Origin of the sequence: Rhizobium sp. T1470, assembly GCF_042140505.1 — a bacterium.
GTDB classification, from domain to species: domain Bacteria; phylum Pseudomonadota; class Alphaproteobacteria; order Rhizobiales; family Rhizobiaceae; genus Rhizobium; species Rhizobium favelukesii.
Map to the genome: position 1 here is coordinate 990,127 of NZ_CP148091.1, position 23,701 is coordinate 1,013,827.

The following is a 23,701-nucleotide window of genomic DNA, read 5'->3' on the forward strand; positions in this document are numbered from 1 at the left end:
CATCCAACAGGAAACATGAGCATGGCATCCCAATCCATTTTGACGGCCGACAAGGACTGGTGGCGTGGCGCGGTGATCTATCAGATCTACCCACGCTCCTACCAGGACTCCAATGGTGACGGCATCGGCGACCTGAAGGGCATCACCGCCCGCCTGCCGCATGTCGCCGCCCTCGGCGCCGACGCGATCTGGATCTCGCCCTTCTTCACCTCGCCGATGCGCGATTTCGGCTATGACGTTTCCGACTACGAGAACGTCGATCAGATCTTCGGCACGCTGGTGGATTTCGACACGCTGATCGCTGAGGCCCATCGCCTCGGCATTCGCGTGATGATCGATCTTGTCATCTCGCACAGCTCCACCAGCATCCCTGGTTCGTCGAAAGCCGCACCAGTAAGACGAACGCCAAGGCGGATTGGTATGTTTGGGCCGATGCCAAGCCGGATGGCACGCCGCCGAACAACTGGCTGTCGATCTTCGGCGGTTCCGCATGGGCGTGGACCCGACGCGCATGCAGTATTACATGCACAACTTCCTGACGTCGCAGCCGGATATGAACCTGCACAATCCCGAGGTTCAGGACCGGCTGCTGGATGTCGTCCGCTTCTGGTTGAAGCGCGGCGTCGATGGCTTCCGTCTCGATACGATCAACTTCTACTTCCACGACAAGGAACTGCGCGACAATCCGGCGCTTGTTCCCGAACGCCGCAACGCGTCGACGGCTCCGGCGGTCAATCCCTATAACTTCCAGGAACACGTCTACGACAAGAACCGGCCGGAGAATCTGGCGTTCCTGAAGCGATTCCGCGCCGTGCTCGAAGAGTTTCCGGCAATTGCTGCCGTCGGCGAAGTGGGCGATAGCCAGCGTGGGCTGGAGATCGTCGGCGAATACACCTCCGGCAACGACAAGATGCATATGTGCTATGCCTTCGAGTTCCTGGCGCCGGATCCCTTGTCTCCCGAACGTGTCGAGGAGGTCATGGAAGACTTCGCGGCGGCCGCGCCGGATGGCTGGGCCTGCTGGGCCTTCTCCAACCATGATGTCATGCGCCATGTCAGCCGCTGGGGATCACTGGTCGCCGATCACGACGCTTTTGCCAAGCAGTATGCATCACTGCTGATGACGCTGCGCGGTTCGGTCTGCCTCTATCAGGGCGAGGAACTCGGCCTGACCGAAGCCGATCTTGCCTATCAGGACCTGCAGGATCCCTACGGCATCCAGTTCTGGCCGGAATTCAAGGGCCGTGATGGTTGCCGCACGCCGATGGTATGGGACAGTCAGGTCGCCCAGGGCGGCTTCTCGACCGTCACGCCATGGCTGCCGGTTCCGGTCGAGCACATCCTGCGCGCTGTCAGCGTCCAGCAGGGCGACGAGACCTCTGTGCTCGAGCACTATCGTCGCTTCCTTGCCTTCCGCAAGCAGTACCCGGCCTTCGCCAAGGGCGAGATCGAGTTCATGGAGCCGCAGGACGACGTGCTGCTCTTCGTGCGCGAGTATGGCAACGAAAAGCTGCTCTGCGTCTTCAACATGAGCGCTGCCGAAGGCGCGGTCGTTTTGCCTGCCGGTGATTGGCAGGCGTTGACGGGCCACGGTTTCGTCAGCAATAACTACGGTGAGAAGATCGATATTCCGGCGTGGGGAGCATACTTCGCTCGTCTCGCCTGACGATTCAGGAGGAGGAACTAATGACTGGACTGACGCTCAAGGATATTCGCAAATCCTACGGTTCCGTGGATGTTCTCCACGGGATCGATCTGGAGATCAAGGAGGGCGAGTTCGTTGTGTTCGTCGGTCCTTCGGGCTGCGGCAAATCCACTCTGTTGCGCATGATTGCCGGCTTGGAGAACATTACCGGCGGCGACATGTATATCGACGGCCAGCTGGTCAACGATGTCCCGCCTTCCAAGCGCGGCATCGCCATGGTGTTCCAGTCCTATGCGCTCTATCCGCATATGACCGTCTACGACAACATGGCGTTCGGCATGAAGATCGCCGGTGAAAGCAAGCAGGAGATCGATCGCCGCGTTCGTGCCGCGGCCGAAAGCCTGCAGCTCACCAGGTATCTCGATCGCCTGCCGAAGGCGCTCTCCGGCGGGCAGCGTCAGCGCGTCGCAATCGGCCGCGCCATCTGCCGCAACCCCAAGGTTTTCCTCTTCGACGAGCCGCTGTCGAACCTCGACGCAGCGCTTCGTGTCGCGACCCGCATCGAGATCGCCCGCCTCAACGAGCAGATGGCGGACACGACGATGATCTATGTCACGCATGACCAGGTGGAGGCGATGACGCTTGCTGACCGCATCGTCGTCCTCTCCGCCGGCAATATCGAGCAGGTGGGCGCGCCGCTGGAACTCTATGAGCGTCCGGCAAACCTCTTCGTTGCCAAGTTCATCGGCTCTCCGGCCATGAATGTCATTCCGTCTACCATCACCGAGGCTGGCAATACGACGACGGTGACCCTGACAGGCGGCAAATCGGTGACATTAGACCTTCCGACGGCCGCCTCCGAGAAGGGCAAGACCGCAAGCTTCGGCGTTCGTCCTGAAGATCTGCGCATTGCCGGTGCCGGCGATGACTACCTCTTCGAGGGCGAAGTTTCGATTGTTGAGGCGCTCGGCGAAGTCACGCTTCTCTACATCGAGGGCCTCGTTCCGGGCGAACCGATCATCGTCAAGCTGCCAGGCATTTACGACGTCAAGAAGGGCCAGAAGATGCACTTCTCGGCCGACCGTTCCAAGCTGCATCTCTTTGATGCGGACGGTCGCACGTACCGTAAATAAAATCGCTTTGCGGCGAACAACAAAAAAGGCCCGGACAGCGTATCATGTTGCCCGGGCTTGTTTTGTGCATTTGATCGCAAGCGGAATTCTTCTCGAAAATCCGCTGTGTCTTTTTGAGTGTATCGCGGTCGAAATCGAGACCATTCTCACCTTCTGTTAAGCATCGCCCGCTAGTATTTCCTCATTGAGTATCGAGGGGAATACGGCGGTGGCGCCATCCAGTCCAATGCCTTCCGGGCACTTTCTGAACAAAGAGGAATCCTTCATGTACGACCGCGAAGTGCGGTTCAAGATGGAGGATACGATGAACGCCGCACGCATCGAGTATACCGAGAAGGGCGTCATGAACATGGCGTCCCGGCGATGCGACATCATTCGCATTTCGAAGAGCACCGCGGTCCTTGCACTGCTCACGCAATACGCCCTTCCGAAGCAGTTCTATCTCGATATCCCGGATGCCCGCATCACCAAGGTCGGCTGTATGCTGATGCGGGTGAATGCCAACAACACGATCGAAGTCCGCTTTCTGCGGATGCTGAATGACAAGGAGCTCAACAAGATCTTTGTCTACAGCACTCACCCGGCGCACCGCGATCGCGTGCTCGACATTCGCGCCTGATTTCTCGACGCATCGAACGACAAAGCCCGCGAGTCATCTCCTCGCGGGCTTTGCTGTTTTTTAGCGCCACTCGTTGCGGCTCAGTGGAACAGCACGCTTGCACCGCGATCCGAAGGGCCAACGGCGCGGCGGAAGGGAGCAAACAGCTCGCGGCCCATGCCGAACTCGTTCTCGGAAAGATCGGCGACCACGGACTCGCGCTCGGCCATGTCGGCGGCATCGACCAGAACTTCCAGGGTGCCCGCGATCGCATCGAGGCGGATGATGTCGCCATCCTTGATCCGCGCGATCGGGCCGCCATCGACAGCCTCCGGCGTGACGTGGATTGCTGCCGGCACCTTTCCTGAGGCGCCCGACATGCGGCCGTCGGTCAGCAGCGCGACGCGGAAGCCGCGGTCCTGCAGCACGCCGAGCGGCGGCGTCAGCTTGTGCAGTTCGGGCATGCCGTTCGCCTTCGGACCCTGGAAGCGCACGACGGCGACGAAGTCCTTGTTGAGCTTGCCTTCCTTGAAGGCGTCCTGCAGTTCCTGCTGGCTATGGAAGACGACGGCCGGTGCTTCAATGACGTGCCGGTCCTGCTTGACCGCCGAGATCTTGATGACCGCCTTGCCGAGATTGCCGCGGAGCATCTTCAGGCCGCCATTGGCCTGGAACGGCGCCTCGATGCTGGCGAGCACCTTGGGGTCGACGCTCTTTTCCGGCGCCGGTTCGCGCACGATCGTGCCGTCGTCGCCGAGGCGGGGATCGATGGCGTAGGCCTGTAGGCCATGGCCGAAGACGGTGCGCACGTCGTCGTGCAGCATGCCGTGCTTGAGCAGTTCCTTGATGAGGAAGCCCATGCCGCCGGCCGCGTGGAAGTGGTTCACATCAGCAAGGCCGTTCGGATAGACCCGCGCCAGCAGCGGTACCACTTCGGAAAGCTCCGCGATATCCTGCCAGGTCAGCTGGATGCCCGCTGCGCGCGCCATGGCGACAAGATGCAGCGTGTGGTTCGTAGAGCCACCGGTGGCATGAAGGCCGACCACGCCGTTGACGATCGAGCGTTCGTCGATCATCTCGCCAGCTGGTGTGAATTCGTTGCCCTGTGCGGTGATCGCCAGCGCCCGCTTGGCCGCCTCGCGCGTAAAGGCTTCGCGCAGCGGCGTGCCCGGATTGATGAAGGAGGAGCCGGGCATATGGAAGCCCATGATCTCCATCAGCATCTGGTTCGAATTGGCAGTGCCGTAGAACGTGCAGGTGCCTGGGCCGTGGTACGACTTCGATTCCGCCTGCAGCAGTTCGGCGCGTCCGACCTTGCCTTCGGCATAGAGCTGTCGCACGCGCGACTTCTCGTCGTTCGGAAGCCCGGTCGTCATCGGGCCGGCAGGCACGAAGACGGCCGGCAGATGGCCGAAGGAGAGGGCCGCAATGACGAGACCCGGTACGATCTTGTCGCAGACCCCGAGGAAGAGCGCAGCATCGAACATATTATGGGAGAGGCCGACGCCGGCAGCCATGGCGATCAGGTCGCGGGAAAACAGCGAGAGCTCCATGCCCGGCTGTCCCTGGGTGACGCCGTCGCACATGGCAGGAACACCGCCGGCCACCTGCGCGATGCCGCCGGCTTCCGCCGCTGCCTTGCGAATGATCGCCGGATAGTGCTCGAACGGCTGGTGCGCGGAGAGCATATCATTGTAGGAGGTGATGATACCGAGATTGGGTACGCGGTCGCCCGCTAGTGCGTCCTTCTCGGCGGGGGAACAGACCGCGAAGCCGTGTGCGAGATTGGCGCAACCAAGGATCGAGCGGCTTACGCCCTTGGATGTCGCGTTGCGCAGGCGCTCCAGATAGAGTCCGCGCGTCGGTTTCGATCGTTCGACAATGCGGGCGGTGATCGCAGAAATGCGTGCATTAGCGGACATGGGAGGTATCCTGCCTTGGTTGCTCTTCAATGTTCGTTCGCGGCTTGCTGCCCGAAGGCCTATGGAGCCCAGTAGACTTCGACCGAGCTCGTTGCTCGCCGCAGAATGGCGCGGATCGGCATGTCTGCCTCTTCGCCGGCGCCCTCGGCCTTCGTCAGGACGCCGTTCTTGCTCTCGCCTTCGATATGAAGCACGAGCAGCCTTGCATCCTGAAGGCTGGAGAAGGTGAAGGTGAGCCGCGGCTCGCCCGCGCCGTCCGCCTCCATGGTAATGATACCACGCGGCGTCGTAGCGTCGAGTGCGACGTTCAGATTGCTGCCACCCGGGAAGAACGAGGCCGTGTGGCCGTCACCCCCCATCCCGAGGATCGCAACGTCAAAGGGATTGCTGATCGAAGCGGTCGCCACCGTCGCAAGCTTCGCCGCGTCCTCGACCGACGCGGCCGCCTGATAGAGCGGCAGGAAGCGCGCGGCCTTCGCCTTGTTCTGCAGCAGGTTTTCGACCACCAGCAGATGGTTCGAGCGCGGATTGTCCGCAGGCACGAAACGTTCGTCGACCAACGTGATGGTCACTTTGGTCCAGTCGAGATCACGCGCCGAAAGCTCCTGGAAGAAGAGCTTCGGCGTCGAGCCACCGGAAACGGCAAACGTCGCCGCCCCGCGTGCGTCGATGGCCGCGGAAAGCGACGCAGCGACTTTGTCTGCTAGGTTGCGAGCCAGTTCTGCGCCGTTGGCAAAAGCATGCATCGTCGCTGCCATCGTCTTTGATCCTACAGGTTGTCGTGCCAGGTGCGGCCGTCACGCTCGATGAGCGCGATCGATTGGCTGGGCCCCCAGGTGCCGGCGGTATAGCCCTGAACCTTCTGCCCGGTCGTTTCCCAACCCTTGAGGATCGGGTCCACCCACTGCCATGCGGCCTCCACTTCGTCGCGGCGCATGAACAGCGTCTGGTTGGAACGGATGACGTCCATCAGCAAGCGCTCATAGGCATCCGGGTTCCGCACCGAGAAGGACTCGGCAAAGCTCATGTCGAGCGAGACGTTGCGAAGACGCATGCCGCCCGGACCTGGATCCTTGATCATCAGTGACTGCTTGACGCCTTCGTCCGGCTGCAGGCGAATGATGAGCTGGTTCTGGTTGATACGGCCGGCGGATTGGTCGAAGACCGAGTGCGGGATCGGCTTGAAGGTGATGACGATCTCCGACATGCGACCGGAAAGACGCTTGCCGGTGCGGATGTAGAAGGGAACGCCGGCCCAGCGCCAGTTGCCGATCTCGGCCTTGATGGCAACGAAAGTTTCGGTGTTCGAAACGCCGCCTTCGAGCTCTTCCAGGTAGCCCTTGACTGGACCACTGCCGGAAGCGCCCGCGCGATACTGGCCGCGAACGGTGCTGGTCTCGACGTTCGATGCGTTGATCGGCTTCAATGCGCGCAACACCTTCAGCTTCTCGTCGCGGACGGCTTCGGAGTCCATCGAGGAAGGAACTTCCATCGCGACGAGGCAGACGAGTTGCATGATGTGGTTCTGCACCATGTCGCGCAGTGCGCCTGCTGTGTCGTAGTAGCCAGCGCGTCCCTCGAGGCCGACGGACTCCGCAACCGTGATCTGCACGTGGTCGATATGGTTGGCGTTCCACAGCGGCTCGTAGAGCGCGTTGGCAAAGCGCAGCGCCATCAGGTTCTGCACCGTTTCCTTGCCGAGGTAGTGGTCGATACGGAAGATCTGTTCTTCCTTGAACACCTTGCCGATGGTGTCGTTCAGCTGCAGGGCGGAAGCGAGATCGCGGCCGATCGGCTTCTCGACAACGATGCGCGCCGACTTGGTGATCAGCTTGTGGTCATGGATCTTCTGCGAGATGTCGCCGAAGATGCCCGGCGCGACAGCGAGGTAGAAGGCGCGCACGCGATCCTTGCCCTCATCCAGAAGCTTCTTCAGTTGATCCCAGCCGGCGTCCGAACGCGCATCGACAGGCACATAGTACAGGCGCTGCAGGAATTTCGCGACCTCGGCCTCGTCGTATTCACCCTTCTTGAGATGCTCCTTCAGGGCGTCCTGGGCGAACTTGCGGTATTCCTCGTTCGTAAGCGGGCTGCGCGAAGCGCCGATGATACGGGTTGGCTCGGAGAATTGCCCCTCGATCTGGCGATGGTAAAGGGCCGGCAGCAACTTGCGTTCTGCAAGGTCGCCGCTGCCGCCGAAAACGACATAATCAAAGGGTTCAACGGGGATGATTTGGCTGCTCATGAGGATGTCTCTCAATCAGACGGGTTATTGGCTCTTTAATCTAATCGATTTAAAAAAGCCAGTGTGCGACGCAATGAATCTCTCGGAAAGAGGTTTTAGTTCGAATTGCCGCGCGATGAAATCCGCAATCTGACTAAAACTTGTCGCGCAGCGCAAACCACGAGAGCGCCAGGAAAAGCAGCGGAGCACGCATGGCCGCACCTCCCGGAAATGCCGGAATATCCAGCGACTTGAAGAGCTCTAAATCCGCCGATCGTCCAAGCAGCGCTTCAGCATAGAGCTTTCCGCAATAATTGGACAGCATCACGCCATGCCCGGAATAGCCGCCGATGGACGTCACTCCAGGCATGACCTCGCGCACGAAGGGCTGCCGCGGCATAGTGATGCCGACCGAGCCCCCCCAGGCGTGCGTGATCTCGATATCCCGCAGCGCGGGGTAGATCTCCGCAATCTGTCGGCGGATGTGCTGCGTCATGTCGCGCGGGTTGTCGGCCGTATAGGCTTCCCGGCCGCCGAAGAGCAGCCGCCCGTCCTTGGACTTGCGGAAGTAGCGCACGACGAAGCGTGAGTCGGCCACGGCTTCGCCTCCCGACAGCACCTCCCGATAGCGGTCGAGCGGAGCGGTGGCGCCGATGAAGGAGCGAATGGGCATCACGTGGCTTGCCGTCACCGGCTCGAGATTGCCGATGTAGCCGTCGCAGGCGATCAGCGCCCTGTCGGCGGTGATCGTGCCTCTCGGCGTCTCGATCACCACCTTGCCGCTGCTCTGACGAATCGCTGTCGCCGTCGTCATCTCGAAAACGTGCGCGCCGGCATTGGCCGCAACGCGGGCAAGGCCGATCAGCAGTTTCAGTGGGTGGATATGGCCCGTGCCGGTGTCGCGAACGCCGCAATAGTAGCGCGTCGAGCCAAGCCGTTCCTGGGTTTCGGCTTTGTCCATGAAGCGCACATGCGGGTAGTTATAGCGCATAGCCGCGATCTCGGCATTTTCGTAGTAGTCCGGCTTGTAGCTCTCCTTGTGCGCCACGTTCATCTGCCCCGGCATGTAGTCCATGTCGATCTGATGGTCGGTGGCAAAATCCATGAGATGTTGTTTGGCGGCTTCGGCGAGATCGAACAGCGCGCGCGAACGCTCGTAGCCGATCTTTTCCTCAAGCTCTTCCGGCCACCAGCGCTGTCCGGTGCCGAGCTGGCCGCCATTGCGCCCGGAAGCGCCGTCGCCAAACCGGCACGCCTCGATGAGAACCACCGAGACGCCAGACTTGGCAAGGCTGTAGGCCGCCTGCAGCCCGGTATAGCCGCCGCCGATGATGGCGACGTCACAGCTCTTCGAGCCGTCCATTTCGGGGTAAGTCGGCCGCTCGCCGATCGTTGTTTGATACCACGAAATGCCGGGCGCAATGGGGCTCTGCCATCTCTCTTGCGATGTCACGACGGAGCCCTCCTTACACGTTCAGCAGAAGGAATTCGCGCTCCCAGGGACTGATCACCTGCATGAAGGTCTCGAACTCTCCGCGCTTCACGCCGGCATAGATGCCGAGGAACTCCTTGCCGAACACTTCCTCGAAAGCTTCCTCGTCTTCCATCAGCGCGACCGCTTCCAGAAGACCGCGCGGCAGATCGATCGAGCCTTCGTTCGCCGTATCTTCCGTCGGCGCGGTCGGCTCGATGCCCTTCATGATGCCGAGCAGGCCCGAGGCGAGCGACGCGGCGAGCGCGAGATAAGGATTGGCGTCCGAACTCGGCAGGCGGTTTTCGACACGCCTTGCCTGCGGATCAGATACCGGCACGCGGAAAGCCGTCGTCCGGTTGTCGTAGCCCCAGGCATTGTTGACGGGCGCGGACATATCGGGCGTCAGCCGGCGATAGGAGTTCACGTAAGGTGCCAGCATCACCATGGAACTCGGCACGTATTTCTGCAGGCCGCCGATGAAGTGGAAAAATTCGCGCGACGCAGAACCGTCGGGGTTGGAGAAGATGTTCTTGCCGGTTTCCTGGTTCACGACCGATTGGTGGATGTGCATGGCCGAACCGGGCTGCCCCTGCATCGGCTTGGCCATGAAGGTCGCGTAGATGCCGTGCTTCATCGCGGCTTCGCGGATCGTGCGCTTGAACAGGAAGACCTGGTCGGCAAGCTCTATAGGGTTGCCGTGGCGCAGATTGATTTCCATCTGCGCCGGTCCTTCCTCGTGGATCAGCGTATCGATCTCGAGGCCCTGCTTTTCCGAGAAGTGGTAGATGTCGTCGATCAGTTCGTCGAACTCGTTGATGCCGGCGATCGAATAGCCCTGACCGCCGAGGATCGCGCGGCCGGAGCGGCCCTTCGGCGGATGCAGCGGGTCGTTCTTGGCAACGAGATAAAACTCGATCTCAGGCGCGACGATCGGCTTCCAGCCGCGGTCGCCATAGAGCTTCAGTACGCGCTTAAGAACGTTGCGAGGCGTGTAGGGAACCTCTTTACCATCCGAACTAACGATGTCGCAGATCACCTGCGCCGTCGGATCGGTTTCCCAGGGAACCACCGAAAGCGTCGAGAGATCCGGAACCAGCTTCAGGTCGCTGTCGCGCGGCTCGTAGCGGAAGCTTTCCGTCTCATCCGGATACTCGCCGGAGATGGTGTGACGGTAGATCGCCGAGGGCAGGGCAAGCGAGGTGTTCGAGGTGAATTTGGAGCTCGGCATCATCTTGCCGCGCGGTACGCCGGCAAGGTCCGGGGTGATGCATTCGATGTCTTCGATGCCGCGTGCCCGCAAGAACTGCGCTGCTTCCTTCCAGTTTGTCACGCCACGCAGGTGTCCGGGGTCCGAGGGGGTCTTCTTCGAGGCAGGTACGTTTCTGGCAGGCTTCAGCGTCGTCTTTTTTGGGGACATGACACACCGGTTTGTGTTGATCGTGAAGGCATCATAGCTGGAGTTTGGCAATTGGCGAGGGGGAGGGCACGTTGACTTTCGCCTCTTGATCGAAAAGAAGACGGCTTTCGACAAGGGAAGTGGTTTTGCAGCGAAACAGCGATGTGATCGTCATCGGCGCAGGCGCCGCCGGCATGATGTGCGCCATTGGCGCCGCCCAGCGCGGCCGCACGGTCATTGTTCTGGACCATGCGAAATCGCCGGGCGAAAAGATCCGCATCTCCGGCGGCGGCCGCTGCAACTTCACCAACATAAACACCGGTCCGAAGAGCTTCCTCTCCGCCAACCCGCATTTCTGCAAATCGGCCCTGGCGCGGTTTACGCCGTCGGATCTCATCGCCATGGTCGATCGCCACCGGATCGCGTGGCACGAGAAGACGCTTGGTCAATTGTTCTGCGACGACAGCGCCAAGGACATCATCCGCATGCTGCTCGACGAGATGCAAGCCGCAGGCGCCGCCCTGCATCTGCGCACGGAGATCGGCGACGTTGAGAAAAGCGGCGAAGGCTTCCGCATCTCGACGTCGGAGGGCGCTTACGAATGCCGCTCGCTGGTCATGGCAACCGGCGGCAAGTCGATTCCGAAGATGGGAGCGACCGGCTTTGCCTATCGCGTCGCCGAGCAGTTCGGCCTGCCCATGGTGGAGACGCGGCCCGGCCTCGTACCGCTCACACTGGATCAGGCCACGCTCGAAAGCCTTTCCGAACTGTCGGGCATTTCGGCGCCTGCCGAAATCCGCCACGGCAAGACCGCATTCCGCGAAGCCCTGCTTTTCACGCACCGCGGTCTCAGCGGCCCGGCGATCCTCCAGATCTCCTCCTATTGGCGTGAGGGCGATGACATTGCCGTCGATATCGAGCCTGATGTCGATCTGTTGGAACACCTGAAGGCCGCGAAAAAGGCGAATGGCAGGCAATCCGCGCAGACCGCACTGGCCGAGATTCTGCCGAAGCGGCTGGCGCAATACCTGACCGAGCGGGAAGGCATCGCGGGTCACATGGCCGATCTTTCCGACAAGGTTTTGCTGCGCCTGGTCGACGCCGTGCAGAACTGGAAGATCAAGCCGTCGGGCTCGGAGGGTTATCGGACCGCCGAAGTGACGCTCGGCGGCGTCGATACGGCCGCACTCGATTCCCGCACCATGGCGGCGAAGGGCGTCCCGGGTCTCTATTTCATCGGCGAATGCGTCGATGTGACCGGCTGGCTCGGCGGCTATAATTTCCAGTGGGCGTGGGCTTCCGGCTTCGTTGCCGGTGAATCTTTGTAGGCACGAAACAACCCGCTCGATTCAAGAGTTCTTAAGGAGGGTGCGCCATCCTGCCTCAATGACGGATGGAAAAGCACTTACTAAATAGAGCTTTACCAACAAGTCGTTTTGTTGGATTGTTATGCCAGAGATGAAGTGAGGTTCTGCAGATGAACAAGAACACTCGACGCGCCCGCGCCATTGCAATCGCTCAAGCCAAGCCCGACAACAAGCTCGTCGCCGTACGCTATTTCGCCATCTCTGCCAGTGCACTGGCCGCCGTCGTCGCTCTCCTCCTCGCACGTTGGTTCTGACATTCGCGATCCATAGGTCAGTATGAGGCGCATTTGCGCGCTGGCCATCTCGCGGATAAATCGATTTGAACGCGGCTGTCCGTCTTTTTCGCTTATCCGAAAATTAAGACATCCTCTGCAAAACTCACTCGATGATTTTTGGGCGCTTCCGCGTTGGCGTGAGGCGAGCTGGCAATGACTGCCGCCCGGACCTCGTGTCCGGGATTCCAATAGTTCCAATAAAGCAGCTCGATGCACTCGGTCGACGCCCCGCCAGGCGGCCGGCGGGAGGAGTGGTGTATGGAAGGCCGGAACCGCCATGTTGATTGATAAGATTCTTTCCCGTTTCAAGATCAAGACCAAGGTCCTGATCTTCGTATTGCCCTTCGTCGTGAGCATCTCTGCCGTCGGCCTGACCGGCCTATATGCTTCCGGCTTGCTGCAGGGGCGTATGGAAATCTCCAACAGCGTCCTGCAGTCGCTGAGCGGGTTCAAGGATCTCTACGGCTCCATGGACGACTTCCTGCAGATCACCAGCCAGGAAGCACGTGACAAGCTTTACGGGGACATCAAGACACAGCAAAGCACGCTGAACGCCACGCTCAAGCAGATCGGTGACAATGGCGGCCGCGACAACCTTGTGGCCGCGACAGACGGCACTTCGGGGATCGCCGACACCGTGGGCAAACTCTGGACCCTGCATGAGCAGGAGCTCGCTCTCCGCAAGTCGATCGACGACGCGCAGAAGGTGATGATCACAAGCCGCTTCAACGTGAACTACGATGCCCAGCAGCTTGAAGAAAACATCCGCAAGGACGAAGGCAACGCCACGGCAACGCTGCGCGCCGCCGATCGCCTGCTGAAGGGTGGCGATACCCTTGCTACCGTTATGAGCGACTTCAACAAGGCCCAGTTGCCGGCCGACAAGCTGAAGGTCGTCACCGCCGCCATTCCTGCGATCACGAAGGCACAGCGGCTGATCGAGATTTCTGTGCCGCAGAACCAGAAGAGCATGACGCAGTCGCTGTCGCAGACGATCAGCGACGTGAAGGCGCAGGCAACTGCCGCCGACGCCGGCACCGATGAAGCGATCGCCAATCTCGGGCGGCTTGTCTCCCGCTTCCGTCAGATGTCGACCTATACGCAGCTGACAGCAACGCAGATGATGCGCGAGGCGACCACCACGTTCGTCGCGCTTGATAGCCGCATCGCCCAGACGAACTCAGTTCTCGAGGATACGCGTCGTTTGGAGAGCGCAATCTATTCACTGCAGCTCGTCTTGGGTGAATTCGCTGCCAAGCCGGGCAAGGAAAACCGCGTCCGCCTGCATCAGGAGATCGCGACGCTCGGCACCAACCTGAACACGCTGCTCGCCAGCGCGAAGGGTATGAACTTCGCGGAAGATATCGTCGCGGCGATGTCTCCAGCTCTTGCCTCGATGGACAAGGATGCCCAGAGCCTCGTCGACACGATTAACCAGCGCGTTGCCGATTACGCTTCCGCCCGCCAGCAGCTCGATGCCGTCTGGGGTCAGCTGACGACCTTTGCCGAACTGCAGAAGCAGAGCGCGGGCGCCGAGCGCACGCAGGCGAACGGCATTTCGGTACTGACGACCGGCCTTGGCATTCTGGTCTCGATCATCGGTGGTATCGCCCTGGTTCTGACGCTGCAGCGTCCGATCGGTCAGATCACCGCCGCGATGCGCCGCATTGCCGACGGCGCGCTCGATACCAACATCTCGGGCGATCAGCGCCATGATGAAATCGGCGACATGGCTCGCGCACTCGGCATCTTCAAGGAGAATGCAATCTCCAAAATTCGCATCGAGGAACAGAGCGATGAAGAGCGCGCCGCGGCCGAGCAAGAGCGCCATCGCAACGATGCCGAGAAGCGGGAGATGGATCGCCAGATCGAGTTTGCGGTCAACGCGCTTGCCTCCGGTCTCGAGCGGATGTCGCAGGGTGACATTTCGACAACGATCGATTCGCCGTTCATCGGGCGTCTCGAGCAGCTCCGCCAGGACTTCAACGGTTCGATGATGCGTCTCCAGGCAACCATGAGCCAGATCCGCGACAACGTCGAGATGATCCAGGGTAACGGCAACCAGATGGCTCAGTCCGCCGACGATCTCTCCAAGCGTACCGAGCAGCAGGCTGCGTCGCTTGAGGAGACCGCCGCTGCGGTTGAACAGATCACGGTGACGGTCCGCTCCTCCGCAGAGCGTGCCAAGGACGCCGATCAGATCGTTCGACAAGCCAAGCGCAGTGCCGACGACTCGGCAGTCGTCGTCAGCAACGCCATCGACGCGATGGGCCGTATCGAAGATGCATCCCGCCAAATCGAGCAGATCATCGGCGTCATCGACGAGATCGCATTCCAAACCAATCTGCTGGCATTGAACGCCGGCATCGAAGCGGCGCGCGCCGGTGAAGCCGGCAAGGGCTTTGCTGTCGTCGCCATGGAGGTGCGCGAACTTGCGCAGCGCTCCGCCGCCGCCGCACAGGAGATCAAGGGCCTCATCAACAAGTCGACGACAGAGGTCAGCTCCGGCTCGCAGTTCGTACAGGAAACCGGCACGGTGCTCGCAAAGATCAGCGCCCAGATCGTCACGATCAGCCAGCACGTCGAGACGATCGCGCGTGCAAGCCACGACCAATCGAGCGCGCTGCAGGAGGTCAATGCGACCGTCAACCAGATGGATCAGATGACGCAGCAGAATGCCGCGATGGTCGAAGAGACCACAGCCGCGAGCCGCGAGCTTGCAACAGAAGCGGATCTGCTCCGGCGACTGATCCAGCAGTTCAAGATCGACGGCGACACGCAAGGCACGATCTTTCGCGCCGCATAAGACGATCAAAAGTTATCGCCGAGCAAGGCTCCGGATCGTTCGGGGTCTTTTTTTTCCGCGTTCCGCGCCTTGGCGGCGGCGGCCGGCGTGGGGCGCCATTTCAAATTTTTGACGATTGTCAACATTTTGAAGATTTTCTTTAAATTTTTCGAATTAGCCTGCGAGGCTCATGTCTCGGGGGATATCTATGCTGCGCCTGTTCTCGGCTTCCATCGTTCGCCAGATCGTTGCCATCACGCTCGTACTACTCGTCTTCAGCACCGCGGCGATCGTCTGCGTCACCTACTACAATCTGAGCGCCTATGTGATGACAAGCGCCGTGTCCGACGCCAAGGATGCGAGCCGGACAATGGCCGTCCTCTACGGCGCCAGCGATCCGGCGGTGAAGATCGAGGTCAGCAACAACGCGCTTGCCGGCGTAACGGAAGAGAAGCTTCCCTCGCTTGGCGATCATGTTCTGGTCGATCGCACCGCGCAGTCGATTGCCGGGGTTGCCACCGTATTTGAACGCCAGGGCAGCGACTACGTCCGCGTTTCGACGAACGTGAAGAAGGAAAACGGTGACCGTGCCGTTGGCACGAAGCTCGCGGCGGATCATCCGGCGCAGGCGGCATTGGCGAAGGGACACGCCTACTACGGCCCGGCCGAGCTGTTCGGTCGCAAATTCATGACCGGTTATTTCCCGGTCAAGAATACGGCCGGTTCGAGCGTTGGCATCCTCTTCATCGGCATCCCGATGGAGGTCTACTACAACAGCCTGCAGCAGCTGCTGATGCTGGTGGCCGGCGCTGGCGCGGCGGTATTGCTGCTCGTCGGCGTGATCGCTTACTTTTCCATCCGGGCGTCCGTCAGGCCGCTGGAAGCGCTAACCGCTACCATCCATACGATCTCTGCCGGAAATCTCGACGGGCCGATCCCCTGCGTGGAGAAGCAGAACGAGTTCGGCGCGATCGGACGCGCTCTTGCGCTCTTCCGCGACAATGCTCGCGCCCACCAGGCATTGGAAACGCAGGCTGCCGAACAGCGGCAGTTCAGCGATGACGAGCGTGCCCGCAACGATGCCGAGAAGCGCGCGCTAGACGGTCAGATCGACTTCGCCGTCAATCAGCTCGCCGCCGGCCTGGGGCGTCTGGCGCAGGGCGACGTCTCTCAGACGATCCAGACGCCGTTCGTCGGTCGTCTGGAGCAGCTTCGTGTCGATTTCAATGCGTCGCTCGTTCGCCTGCAGGAAACGCTAGCGCGCATTCGTGACAACACCGCTTCGATTCAGAGCAATTCCGGCGCCATGCTGGCTTCCGCCGATGAGCTTTCAAAGCGCACGGAAGCACAGGCTGCCAATCTCGAAGAAACGGCGGCCGCCGTTGAGGAAATCACCGTAACAGTCAAATCCTCTGCGGTGCGCGCGCGCGAGGCGAACGACGCCGTATCCGTGACGAAGAAGAACGCCGATAGCTCCGGCGTCGTGGTCAGCGACGCGGTCGCGGCGATGGACCGCATCGAGGAGGCCTCGAGGCAGATCGAACAAATCATCGAAGTCATCGATGAGATCGCGTTTCAGACGAACCTTCTGGCGTTGAACGCCGGTATCGAGGCGGCGCGCGCCGGTGAGGCAGGCAAGGGCTTCGCCGTCGTTGCGCAGGAGGTGCGCGAGCTTGCGCAGCGTTGCGCAGGAGGTGCGCGAGCTTGCGCAGCGCTCCGCAGACGCCGCGCGCGAAATCAAGAGCTTGATCGAGAAGTCGACGCGGGAGGTCGTGACCGGGTCCAGCCTCGTGCAGAAGACCGGCTCGGTGCTCGCCGCGATCAGCCAGGAGATTATCGCGATCAGCAGTCACGTCGAAACGATCGCGACGGCAAGCCAGGACCAATCGGCCGCTCTGCAGGAGGTCAATGGGGCCGTCAATGCGATGGACCAGATGACGCAGCAGAACGCCGCGATGGTCGAGGAAACGACCGAGGCGAGCCGCCAGCTCGCCACCGAAGCCGATGCGTTGATGGCGCTGGTTCAGCAGTTCCGCTTCGAAGCCACTCCCGATTATGACCGGGCGAGACACGCGGCCTGATCGCTGCGCGCGGATGGGCAAGGCTTCGCTGTTCGCGAGCGAAGCGTTTTGGCGCTTAGCCGGGGAGCCGTGAGGAGGGTCGCAAAGCGGACCAAGCGGGAGCTGCCGACGTTCTCGTAGAATTCCTTTTCGGCTCTTGGCGTATACTTGTCGCGGCGGTGGTTCAGCAGATCCGCAATCTGTGCAATGGCGATTAGAGTAATCATGGCGATGTCCTTCTCTTTCGGGCATCGCTTTAGTTATTCCTCAAAATATGCTTTATAAACGCGAATTATCCCACTATGTTTTTCGCCAATGAAAAACACTCAGTGGGACTCTTTTCAGCTTTTTCTTCAGGTCTCCCGGTTTGGTGGGCTGACCGGTGCCAGCGCATCGAGCGGGCTGAGCCCTGCTACGATCGGCCGTCGCATGCTCGATCTGGAGCATGAGATCGGCAAGGCTCTCTTTGTCCGCAGTCAGACGGGCTACAGCCTCACGGTCGACGGCCAGGTGCTTCTGGATTATCTGCAGGATATGGAGGCGGCGGCGCGCAAGGTCGACGGCTGGCGGCAGGCCGGAAGTGTCGGCGCAACGGTGAGGATCGCCGCCGGCACTTGGGTCGCGTGGCTTCTGACAGAGAATTTCGCTGCGATCCGCAAGCCCGGCGATGCCTTCGCCGTCTCCTTAACCATCGGCGAAGCGCGCGCCAATCTCAATTACCGGGAAAGCGACATCGGTATCCGCGCCTTCGAACCGGAAGAAGGTAATCTTGCCGCCCGCCTGCTCGGCGAGGTGGCCTATGCGGTCTATACCAGACGCAATGTCGACTCGACCGAGGATCGATGGGTGGCGGTCGCCGAAGAAGATGCGATTTCGAACTATCTCCGCTGGCCGCATCGCAACGCGGCCGGCTCGATCGTTGCGACCGTGAACCGGCCGCGCTCGCTGCCGGAGCTGGTGAGGGCATCTGCCGGCAAGGCGGTGTTACCGTGCTTCGTCGGCGACCTCGATCCCGACCTGCAGCGCCTCGGCGGCGAGCTGCCGGAATTGCGCCACCGGCAGTGGATCGTCATGAACAACGAAGATCGGCACCGGCCGGAAATCCGGACCGTTGCCGATCGCATGACGAAATTGCTGAAGAGCTTTGTCGATCTCTTCGCGGGCAAGCGCTCCAGCCGAAGCTGAGAGCGCCGCCCGATCTCGCTCAGTTGCGCCCGGCGACGATGACGGGGATCAAAAGGTCTCCCCAGTTCCCATCGCCGCCATGGTGTCTTGCCGAGCGGACAAGCTCGACCGATACGCCGGCATCGACCGCCTTCATGACCGACTGGTTCAGCCGGTGCAGGTCGTTGGCCAGCATGCGGATCGTCGTCTGCTGGTCCGGCGTCATGCAGGTGGACTGTTCTTCAGCGCGTTCCTTGACGCGTGCAAGCGTAGGCATGGCATTCTCCTCCTTGGTGCAATCATTCTGCTGCTGGTTTGAACTGTGCGTGTTCGGTGGATTCCTTCATCGCCGTGGTCGACGAACGTCCGCCGGTGATGGCCATCGAAACGGCATCGAAGTAACCGGTGCCGACCTCGCGCTGATGCTTGGTCGCAGTGTAGCCGTTGATCTCGGCCGCGAACTCGGCCTCCTGCAGTTCGGAATAGGCCGCCATCTGTCGCTCCTTGTAGCCTCGGGCGAGCTCGTACATGCCGAAGTTCAACTGGTGGAATCCGGCAAGCGTGATGAACTGGAACTTGTAGCCCATCGCACCGAGTTCGCACTGGAACTTGGCGATCGTCGCGTCGTCCAGGTTCTTCTTCCAGTTGAACGACGGCGAGCAATTGTATGCGAGCAGCTTGCCGGGATACACCTTGTGCACGCCTTCGGCAAAGCGGCGGGCCTGCTCCAGATCTGGCTTCGAGGTTTCGCACCAGATGAGGTCGCAGTGCGGCGCGTAGGCGACGGCGCGAGCGATGCAGGGTTCGAGCCCGTTGCGAACCTGATAGAAGCCTTCGACCGTGCGGCCGGCATCATAATCGACAAAGGGTTGGTCGCGTTCGTCGATATCAGATGTCAGCAGCTTGGCGGCCTCGGCGTCCGTGCGGGCGATGACGAGCGTTGGGACCCCCATCACATCTGCGGCGAGACGAGCCGCATCGAGATTGCGGATATGTGCCGCGGTCGGGATCAGGACCTTGCCGCCGAGGTGGCCGCACTTCTTCTCCGACGCCAGCTGATCCTCGAAGTGAACCCCAGCCACACCCGCTTCGATATAGGCCTTCATGATCTCGAAGGCGTTCAACGGGCCGCCAAAGCCTGCCTCCGCATCAGCGACGATCGGCGCAAACCAGGTCTCGACCGACAGGCCGTTCTGCTCGGACGTCTCGATCTGATCGGCGCGCTGCAGGGTCCGGTTGATTCGCTTGGCGAGTTCCGGGCCGGCGTTTGCCGGGTAGAGTGATTGATCCGGATACATGGCCGAGGCGGTATTGCTATCCGCGGCGACCTGCCAGCCCGAGAGGTAGATTGCCTTCAATCCGGCACGGACCATCTGCATCGCCTGATTGCCCGAGAGCGCGCCGAGCGCGTTGACGAAATCATCCTGATGTAGAAGCTGCCACAGCCGCTTGGCGGCCATTTCCGCAAGCGTGTGACGCAGTTCCACGGAGCCACGCAGCCGCCGGACGTCGTCGACCGAGTAAGGCCGCTCGATCCCGTTGAAGCGCCCTGTTGGAACGTCTCGGTGCAGCTTGTCAAATTCTGTCATGTCGTGCTCCTTGCAGATTGTTTGGTCAGTTTGGATGATTGACAGAATTTACAAAACGCGGAAAAAAACCAGAGATATCTATGGAAAGTCGATCAGAAACGAGTTACGATGCAAACCGTTGACAAAGCTATTCTGTAAATTTGTAAATTATTGTAAATTCCCGTTCGCAGAGTTTTGTAAAGGGTTGTCACATGGCGGAGCGCAAGATTTTTGCGGGACCGAAGGTCCGGCGCATTCGCAACGGCCTCGGCTTGACGCAATCTGCGATGGCCGAGGAGCTTGGCATCTCTCCTTCCTATCTCAATCTTATCGAGCGCAATCAGCGGCCGCTGACGGTGCAACTGCTCCTGAAGCTGTCGTCGGTCTACAAGGTTGATCTGGAGGAGCTGAGGGACGAGAGCGGCGGCAGCCTCAATCAGCTAAGGGAGATTTTTGCGGATCCACTCCTGGCCGGCGAACTTCCCGGCGATCAGGAACTCGTGGAGGTCGCAGAAGCGGCGCCCAACGCGGCAAGCGGCATCGTCAAACTTTACCGCGCCTATCGCGAGCAGGCGGCCCGCTTGTCGGATCTGACGTCGCTGACGGCAGGTGCGGGACATATGCCGCTCGCCGGTGCGCGGCTTCCGGCCGACGAGGTCCGCGATGTCCTGGAGCGGCGCTCGGCGTATTTCCCCGAGCTTGAAGATGCGGCCGAGGCCTTCTCGGCACGCTTTGCCGAGACGCGCGATCTCCCGACCGCGTTCAAGGAGTGGCTGCAGGCGGAGCGCGGCATCAGCGTGCGCGTCCTTCCGGTGCACGTGATGCCGGGTCTGCGGCGCCGCTTCGATCGGCACTCGATGCGGCTCTTCGTTTCCGAACGCCTGTCGCCGACCGATCAGGCGCATGAGATCGCCATCGAGGTTGCAACGCTCGCCTTGCGCGATGCGATCCTCGCGGAACTGGATGGGCTGGCGCTGTCGACGCCGGAGGCAAAGCGGATAGCGCGCTTCGAACTCTGTCGTCATGGCGCGTTGGCGCTTGCCATGCCATACGCGCCCTTTCTCGCTGCAGCCCAGGGCAGCCGATATGATGTCGATACCCTTCGCTCCCGCTTCGGCGTTTCCTATGCGCAGGCGGCAACCCGGCTGGTCATGCTGCAGAGACCCGGCGCATCTGGCATTCCGTTCTTCATGATTGAAATCGATGCCGCCGGTCACCGGCTGCGGCGTGCCGGAGCTCAAGGGTTCCCGCATTCGCGTTTCGGCGGCGGCTGTCCTAAGCTGAACATTCATGCCGCCTTCCTGCAGCCGGGCCAGATTCTTGCCGAAACGGTCGAAATGCCAGATGGCGCCAGCTATCTCACAGTCTCCCGGACGCTCGAGGGGCCGAACGTGGCGTTTTGCGAGCGCGTCAGGCGCACCGCTCTGCTGATCGGCTGCGAAGCTGCTGCCGGCGAAGCATCGGTCTACGGCCAGGTTGCAACGGCTCAGCGGCCGGTCGCGATCGGACCTGCTTGCCGCCTTTGCGAACGGCGCGGTTGCCTTGCGCGCGCCGAGCCGCCCGTCACACGGCCGTTGGGCCTCGATGAGATGGTTGCGGGCCTCAGCAGCTTCGATTTTCAATGACTGTGAAATGATTGAGACTGCTGGTTTTTGCGCTTGTCGGCTCCCGAAAACCTTTCTAGTCTGCCTCCAAAACCAGAGGGCAGGGCGTCCGCAGAAGCGGCGCCGAACAAGAACAATACAGGAGATATCATGAGGGCAACAATCGCAAGACTTGCAGCAAGCGCCTTTGTATTCGCGTTCGCCGCTGCGCCGTCCCTTGCGCAGGAGCGTGTCGTCAACGTCTACAACTGGTCGGATTACATCGACAGCTCAATCCTCGAGGACTTCACCAAGGAAACCGGCATCAAGGTCATCTACGACACCTTCGATTCCAACGAGACGGTTGAAACCAAGCTGCTTGCCGGCGGCACCGGCTACGATGTGGTCGTGCCGAGCGGCGACTTCCTGCAGCGCCAGATCCAGGCCGGCGTCTTCCAGAAACTCGACAAATCCAAGCTGCCGAACCTCTCCAATATGTGGGACATGATCCAGCAGCGCACCGCCATGTACGACCCCGGTAACGAATACGCGGTCGACTACATGTGGGGCACCAACGGGATAGGCTACAACAAGAAGAAGCTCGCCGAAATCCTCGGACCAGACGCAAAGGAACCTGGCCTTGAAGCAATCTTCGATCCGAAGGTTGCGGAAAAGTTCAAGGATTGCGGCATCTATGTCCTCGATGCACCGAAGGACGTCATGCCGTCGGCCTTGACCTATATCGGACTTGACCCCAATTCGAGCAAGCCGGCCGATCTGCAAAAGGCCGGCGAACTGCTGGAAAAGGTACGGCCCTTCGTTCGCAAGTTCCATTCCTCGGAATATATCAACGCCTTGGCTAACGGCGACATCTGCATCGCGTTCGGTTACTCCGGCGACATCTTCCAGGCTGCCAACCGTGCGACCGAAGCCAAGAACGGCGTGGAGATCGGCTATTCCATTCCGCCACAGGGCGCGCAGATGTGGTTCGACATGATGGCGATCCCTGCTGATGCCAAGCATGTTGCTGAGGCGCATGAATTCCTCAACTACATGATGAAGCCGGAAGTCATCGCTAAGGCCAGCAACTACGTCTACTATGCCAACGGCAACAAAGCGTCGCAGCAGTTCATCGACAAGGCAGTCTTCGAAGACCCGTCGGTCTATCCGAGCGAGGACGTGATGAAGAAGCTCTATAGCGTCACTCCATGGGATCCGAAAACGCAACGCACCGCGACCCGGATCTGGACGAAAGTCGTCACCGGCCAGTAATTAAAATCAGGCCCGGTCGGCAACGTCCGGGCCTTTTCTTGCGCCGATCGCAGGGGACCGTCGGCTTCCAAAATAATACTTCGGGGCACAATATGAAGTCACTCGGCAATATCCGCCGCTCCTTCGCACCGTGGGCAGACCCTGTGTCGAAGCCCTTCATATCGTTCAACAACGTCACGAAGCGGTTCGGCGATTTCACGGCGGTCGACGACCTGTCGCTGAACATCTATCATCGCGAATTCTTTGCCCTGCTGGGGGCCTCGGGATGCGGAAAATCGACATTGCTGCGCATGCTTGCAGGCTTCGAACAGCTGACCTCGGGCGAAATCGTCCTCGACGGCACCGACCTCGCCGGAACGCCGCCGTACAAGCGACCCGTCAACATGATGTTCCAATCCTATGCGCTTTTTCCGCACATGACGGTGGAGAAGAATATCGCCTTCGGTCTGCGCCAGGATGGCATGCCGAAGGAGGAGATCGCCGAGCGCGTCCTGCAGATGCTCAAGATGGTGAAGCTGGAGAAATTCGCTGCGCGCAAGCCGAACCAGCTATCCGGCGGCCAGCGCCAACGTGTGGCCCTGGCGCGTTCGCTCGCCAAGCGGCCGAAGGTGCTGCTGCTCGACGAACCGCTCGGCGCGCTCGACAAGAAGCTGCGCGAAGAAACGCAATTCGAGCTCATGGATCTGCAGCAAAACCTCGGCATGACCTTTGTCGTTGTGACACACGACCAGGAAGAGGCGATGACCATGGCCGATCGCATTGCGGTCATGAGCCACGGAAAGGTGATCCAGGTCGCGACGCCGGCCGAGATTTACGAGGCGCCGAATTCCCGCTTCGTCGCGGACTTCATCGGCGACGTCAACATCTTCGACGGCAAGGTCGCCAGCGCGAACGACAGCACCGTCGAGATCGCCGTCGACGAGGATTTCTCGATCAGCGTCATCACCCCCGAAAAGCCGGCCATGGGCTCGTCGGTCGGTTTTGCGATCCGCCCGGAAAAGCTGAAAGTCTCACGCAAGCCGCCAGCCAATCCAAAGGTGAACGCGGCGTCTGGGGAGCTATGGGACATCGCCTATCTCGGCGATATGACGGTCTTCCACGTGAAGCTGAAGAACCGCAAGGTGGTGAAAGCCTCGCTCCTGAATGCCCAGCGCGCCGTCGACGACCCGTTCACCTACGACCAGGAAGTCTGGATCACTTTCGCAGAGGATGCCGGCGTCCTCCTCAAGGATTGA

General features: G+C 60.8%; 16 protein-coding genes and 2 pseudogenes. 11 read left to right on the plus strand and 7 right to left on the minus strand.

The genetic code is table 11. The features are described from left to right. Nucleotides 1-15: 15 nt before the first annotated feature. The 3 genes and pseudogenes from WGT02_RS05015 to WGT02_RS05025 all read left to right on the plus strand — a co-directional run bounded on the left by WGT02_RS05015 (nucleotide 16) and on the right by WGT02_RS05025 (nucleotide 3,397). Nucleotides 16-1,666 (plus strand): annotated as a pseudogene (locus tag WGT02_RS05015) (alpha-glucosidase family protein). 20 nt (nucleotides 1,667-1,686) lie between these two features. Then, nucleotides 1,687-2,778: an ABC transporter ATP-binding protein gene (locus tag WGT02_RS05020; RefSeq protein WP_024312985.1), complete on the plus strand. Its 1,092-nt coding sequence runs from the start codon at nucleotides 1,687-1,689 to the stop codon at nucleotides 2,776-2,778. A 265-nt stretch (nucleotides 2,779-3,043) separates the two neighbouring features. Beyond that, on the plus strand, nucleotides 3,044-3,397 hold the full coding sequence (locus WGT02_RS05025) for a hypothetical protein (RefSeq protein ID WP_037070195.1): 354 nt from the start codon (nucleotides 3,044-3,046) through the stop codon (nucleotides 3,395-3,397). 80 nt (nucleotides 3,398-3,477) lie between these two features. Here the strand turns inward: WGT02_RS05025 and edd are convergent, their stop codons facing one another. From edd to WGT02_RS05050, 5 genes are all read right to left on the minus strand, one after another. After that, nucleotides 3,478-5,298 (minus strand): phosphogluconate dehydratase, encoded by a 1,821-nt coding sequence (edd, locus tag WGT02_RS05030; RefSeq protein WP_208248813.1) that lies wholly within the window; start codon nucleotides 5,296-5,298, stop codon nucleotides 3,478-3,480. 59 nt (nucleotides 5,299-5,357) lie between these two features. Beyond that, nucleotides 5,358-6,056 carry a 6-phosphogluconolactonase gene (pgl, locus tag WGT02_RS05035; RefSeq protein ID WP_024312982.1) on the minus strand — a complete coding sequence of 233 codons (699 nt, stop codon included), beginning with the start codon at nucleotides 6,054-6,056 and terminating at the stop codon, nucleotides 5,358-5,360. 11 nt (nucleotides 6,057-6,067) lie between these two features. Then, nucleotides 6,068-7,543: a glucose-6-phosphate dehydrogenase gene (gene zwf, locus WGT02_RS05040; RefSeq protein ID WP_208248811.1), complete on the minus strand. Its 1,476-nt coding sequence runs from the start codon at nucleotides 7,541-7,543 to the stop codon at nucleotides 6,068-6,070. Nucleotides 7,544-7,676: 133 nt separating this feature from the next. Then, entirely contained in the window at nucleotides 7,677-8,975 is a 1,299-nt protein-coding gene (locus WGT02_RS05045; protein WP_208248808.1) for an FAD-binding oxidoreductase, read from the minus strand. Nucleotides 8,976-8,988: 13 nt separating this feature from the next. Then, complete coding sequence (locus WGT02_RS05050; protein ID WP_375679153.1) at nucleotides 8,989-10,413, minus strand: glutamine synthetase family protein; 1,425 nt, start codon at nucleotides 10,411-10,413, stop codon at nucleotides 8,989-8,991. Between the two features lie 125 nt (nucleotides 10,414-10,538). Here WGT02_RS05050 and WGT02_RS05055 point away from each other — a divergent pair, with 125 nt between their 5' ends. The 5 genes and pseudogenes from WGT02_RS05055 (at nucleotide 10,539) to WGT02_RS05075 (ending at nucleotide 18,064) form a co-directional block, all read left to right on the plus strand. Then, nucleotides 10,539-11,720, plus strand: a complete 1,182-nt coding sequence (locus WGT02_RS05055) for an NAD(P)/FAD-dependent oxidoreductase (RefSeq protein ID WP_210363318.1) — start codon at nucleotides 10,539-10,541, stop codon at nucleotides 11,718-11,720. Between the two features lie 149 nt (nucleotides 11,721-11,869). Then, the gene (locus tag WGT02_RS05060) at nucleotides 11,870-12,013 is read left to right on the plus strand and encodes a hypothetical protein (RefSeq protein ID WP_167371538.1); all 144 of its coding nucleotides are present in this window, start codon (nucleotides 11,870-11,872) and stop codon (nucleotides 12,011-12,013) included. A 298-nt stretch (nucleotides 12,014-12,311) separates the two neighbouring features. Beyond that, a complete protein-coding gene (locus WGT02_RS05065) occupies nucleotides 12,312-14,840 on the plus strand; it encodes a HAMP domain-containing methyl-accepting chemotaxis protein (protein WP_024312977.1) in 2,529 nt (842 codons plus the stop codon). Nucleotides 14,841-15,027: 187 nt separating this feature from the next. Next, nucleotides 15,028-16,900 (plus strand): annotated as a pseudogene (locus WGT02_RS05070) (methyl-accepting chemotaxis protein). Between the two features lie 294 nt (nucleotides 16,901-17,194). Further along, nucleotides 17,195-18,064 (plus strand): LysR family transcriptional regulator, encoded by an 870-nt coding sequence (locus tag WGT02_RS05075; protein ID WP_208248802.1) that lies wholly within the window; start codon nucleotides 17,195-17,197, stop codon nucleotides 18,062-18,064. Between the two features lie 19 nt (nucleotides 18,065-18,083). Here WGT02_RS05075 and WGT02_RS05080 read toward each other — a convergent pair whose 3' ends face one another. Further along, nucleotides 18,084-18,320 (minus strand): hypothetical protein, encoded by a 237-nt coding sequence (locus WGT02_RS05080; protein ID WP_007530190.1) that lies wholly within the window; start codon nucleotides 18,318-18,320, stop codon nucleotides 18,084-18,086. A 22-nt stretch (nucleotides 18,321-18,342) separates the two neighbouring features. Continuing rightward, a complete protein-coding gene (gene aceA / locus WGT02_RS05085) occupies nucleotides 18,343-19,632 on the minus strand; it encodes an isocitrate lyase (protein ID WP_208248799.1) in 1,290 nt (429 codons plus the stop codon). Between the two features lie 191 nt (nucleotides 19,633-19,823). Here aceA and WGT02_RS05090 point away from each other — a divergent pair, with 191 nt between their 5' ends. The 3 genes from WGT02_RS05090 to WGT02_RS05100 all read left to right on the plus strand — a co-directional run bounded on the left by WGT02_RS05090 (nucleotide 19,824) and on the right by WGT02_RS05100 (nucleotide 23,701). Then, nucleotides 19,824-21,236: a short-chain fatty acyl-CoA regulator family protein gene (locus tag WGT02_RS05090; RefSeq protein WP_208248797.1), complete on the plus strand. Its 1,413-nt coding sequence runs from the start codon at nucleotides 19,824-19,826 to the stop codon at nucleotides 21,234-21,236. A gap of 129 nt (nucleotides 21,237-21,365) precedes the next feature. Next, nucleotides 21,366-22,466 (plus strand): polyamine ABC transporter substrate-binding protein, encoded by a 1,101-nt coding sequence (locus WGT02_RS05095; protein ID WP_208248795.1) that lies wholly within the window; start codon nucleotides 21,366-21,368, stop codon nucleotides 22,464-22,466. Between the two features lie 92 nt (nucleotides 22,467-22,558). Beyond that, on the plus strand, nucleotides 22,559-23,701 hold the full coding sequence (locus tag WGT02_RS05100; protein WP_208248793.1) for an ABC transporter ATP-binding protein: 1,143 nt from the start codon (nucleotides 22,559-22,561) through the stop codon (nucleotides 23,699-23,701).

Coding starts and splice junctions, on each gene's coding strand:
- WGT02_RS05020 (WP_024312985.1), top strand. CDS start 1,687: ATGACTGGACTGACGCTCAAGGATATTCGCAAATCCTACGGTTCCGTG.
- WGT02_RS05025 (WP_037070195.1), top strand. CDS start 3,044: ATGTACGACCGCGAAGTGCGGTTCAAGATGGAGGATACGATGAACGCC.
- edd (WP_208248813.1), bottom strand. CDS start 5,298: ATGTCCGCTAATGCACGCATTTCTGCGATCACCGCCCGCATTGTCGAA.
- pgl (WP_024312982.1), bottom strand. CDS start 6,056: ATGGCAGCGACGATGCATGCTTTTGCCAACGGCGCAGAACTGGCTCGC.
- zwf (WP_208248811.1), bottom strand. CDS start 7,543: ATGAGCAGCCAAATCATCCCCGTTGAACCCTTTGATTATGTCGTTTTC.
- WGT02_RS05050 (WP_375679153.1), bottom strand. CDS start 10,413: ATGTCCCCAAAAAAGACGACGCTGAAGCCTGCCAGAAACGTACCTGCC.
- WGT02_RS05060 (WP_167371538.1), top strand. CDS start 11,870: ATGAACAAGAACACTCGACGCGCCCGCGCCATTGCAATCGCTCAAGCC.
- WGT02_RS05065 (WP_024312977.1), top strand. CDS start 12,312: ATGTTGATTGATAAGATTCTTTCCCGTTTCAAGATCAAGACCAAGGTC.
- WGT02_RS05075 (WP_208248802.1), top strand. CDS start 17,195: ATGAAAAACACTCAGTGGGACTCTTTTCAGCTTTTTCTTCAGGTCTCC.
- WGT02_RS05080 (WP_007530190.1), bottom strand. CDS start 18,320: ATGCCTACGCTTGCACGCGTCAAGGAACGCGCTGAAGAACAGTCCACC.
- aceA (WP_208248799.1), bottom strand. CDS start 19,632: ATGACAGAATTTGACAAGCTGCACCGAGACGTTCCAACAGGGCGCTTC.
- WGT02_RS05090 (WP_208248797.1), top strand. CDS start 19,824: ATGGCGGAGCGCAAGATTTTTGCGGGACCGAAGGTCCGGCGCATTCGC.
- WGT02_RS05095 (WP_208248795.1), top strand. CDS start 21,366: ATGAGGGCAACAATCGCAAGACTTGCAGCAAGCGCCTTTGTATTCGCG.
- WGT02_RS05100 (WP_208248793.1), top strand. CDS start 22,559: ATGAAGTCACTCGGCAATATCCGCCGCTCCTTCGCACCGTGGGCAGAC.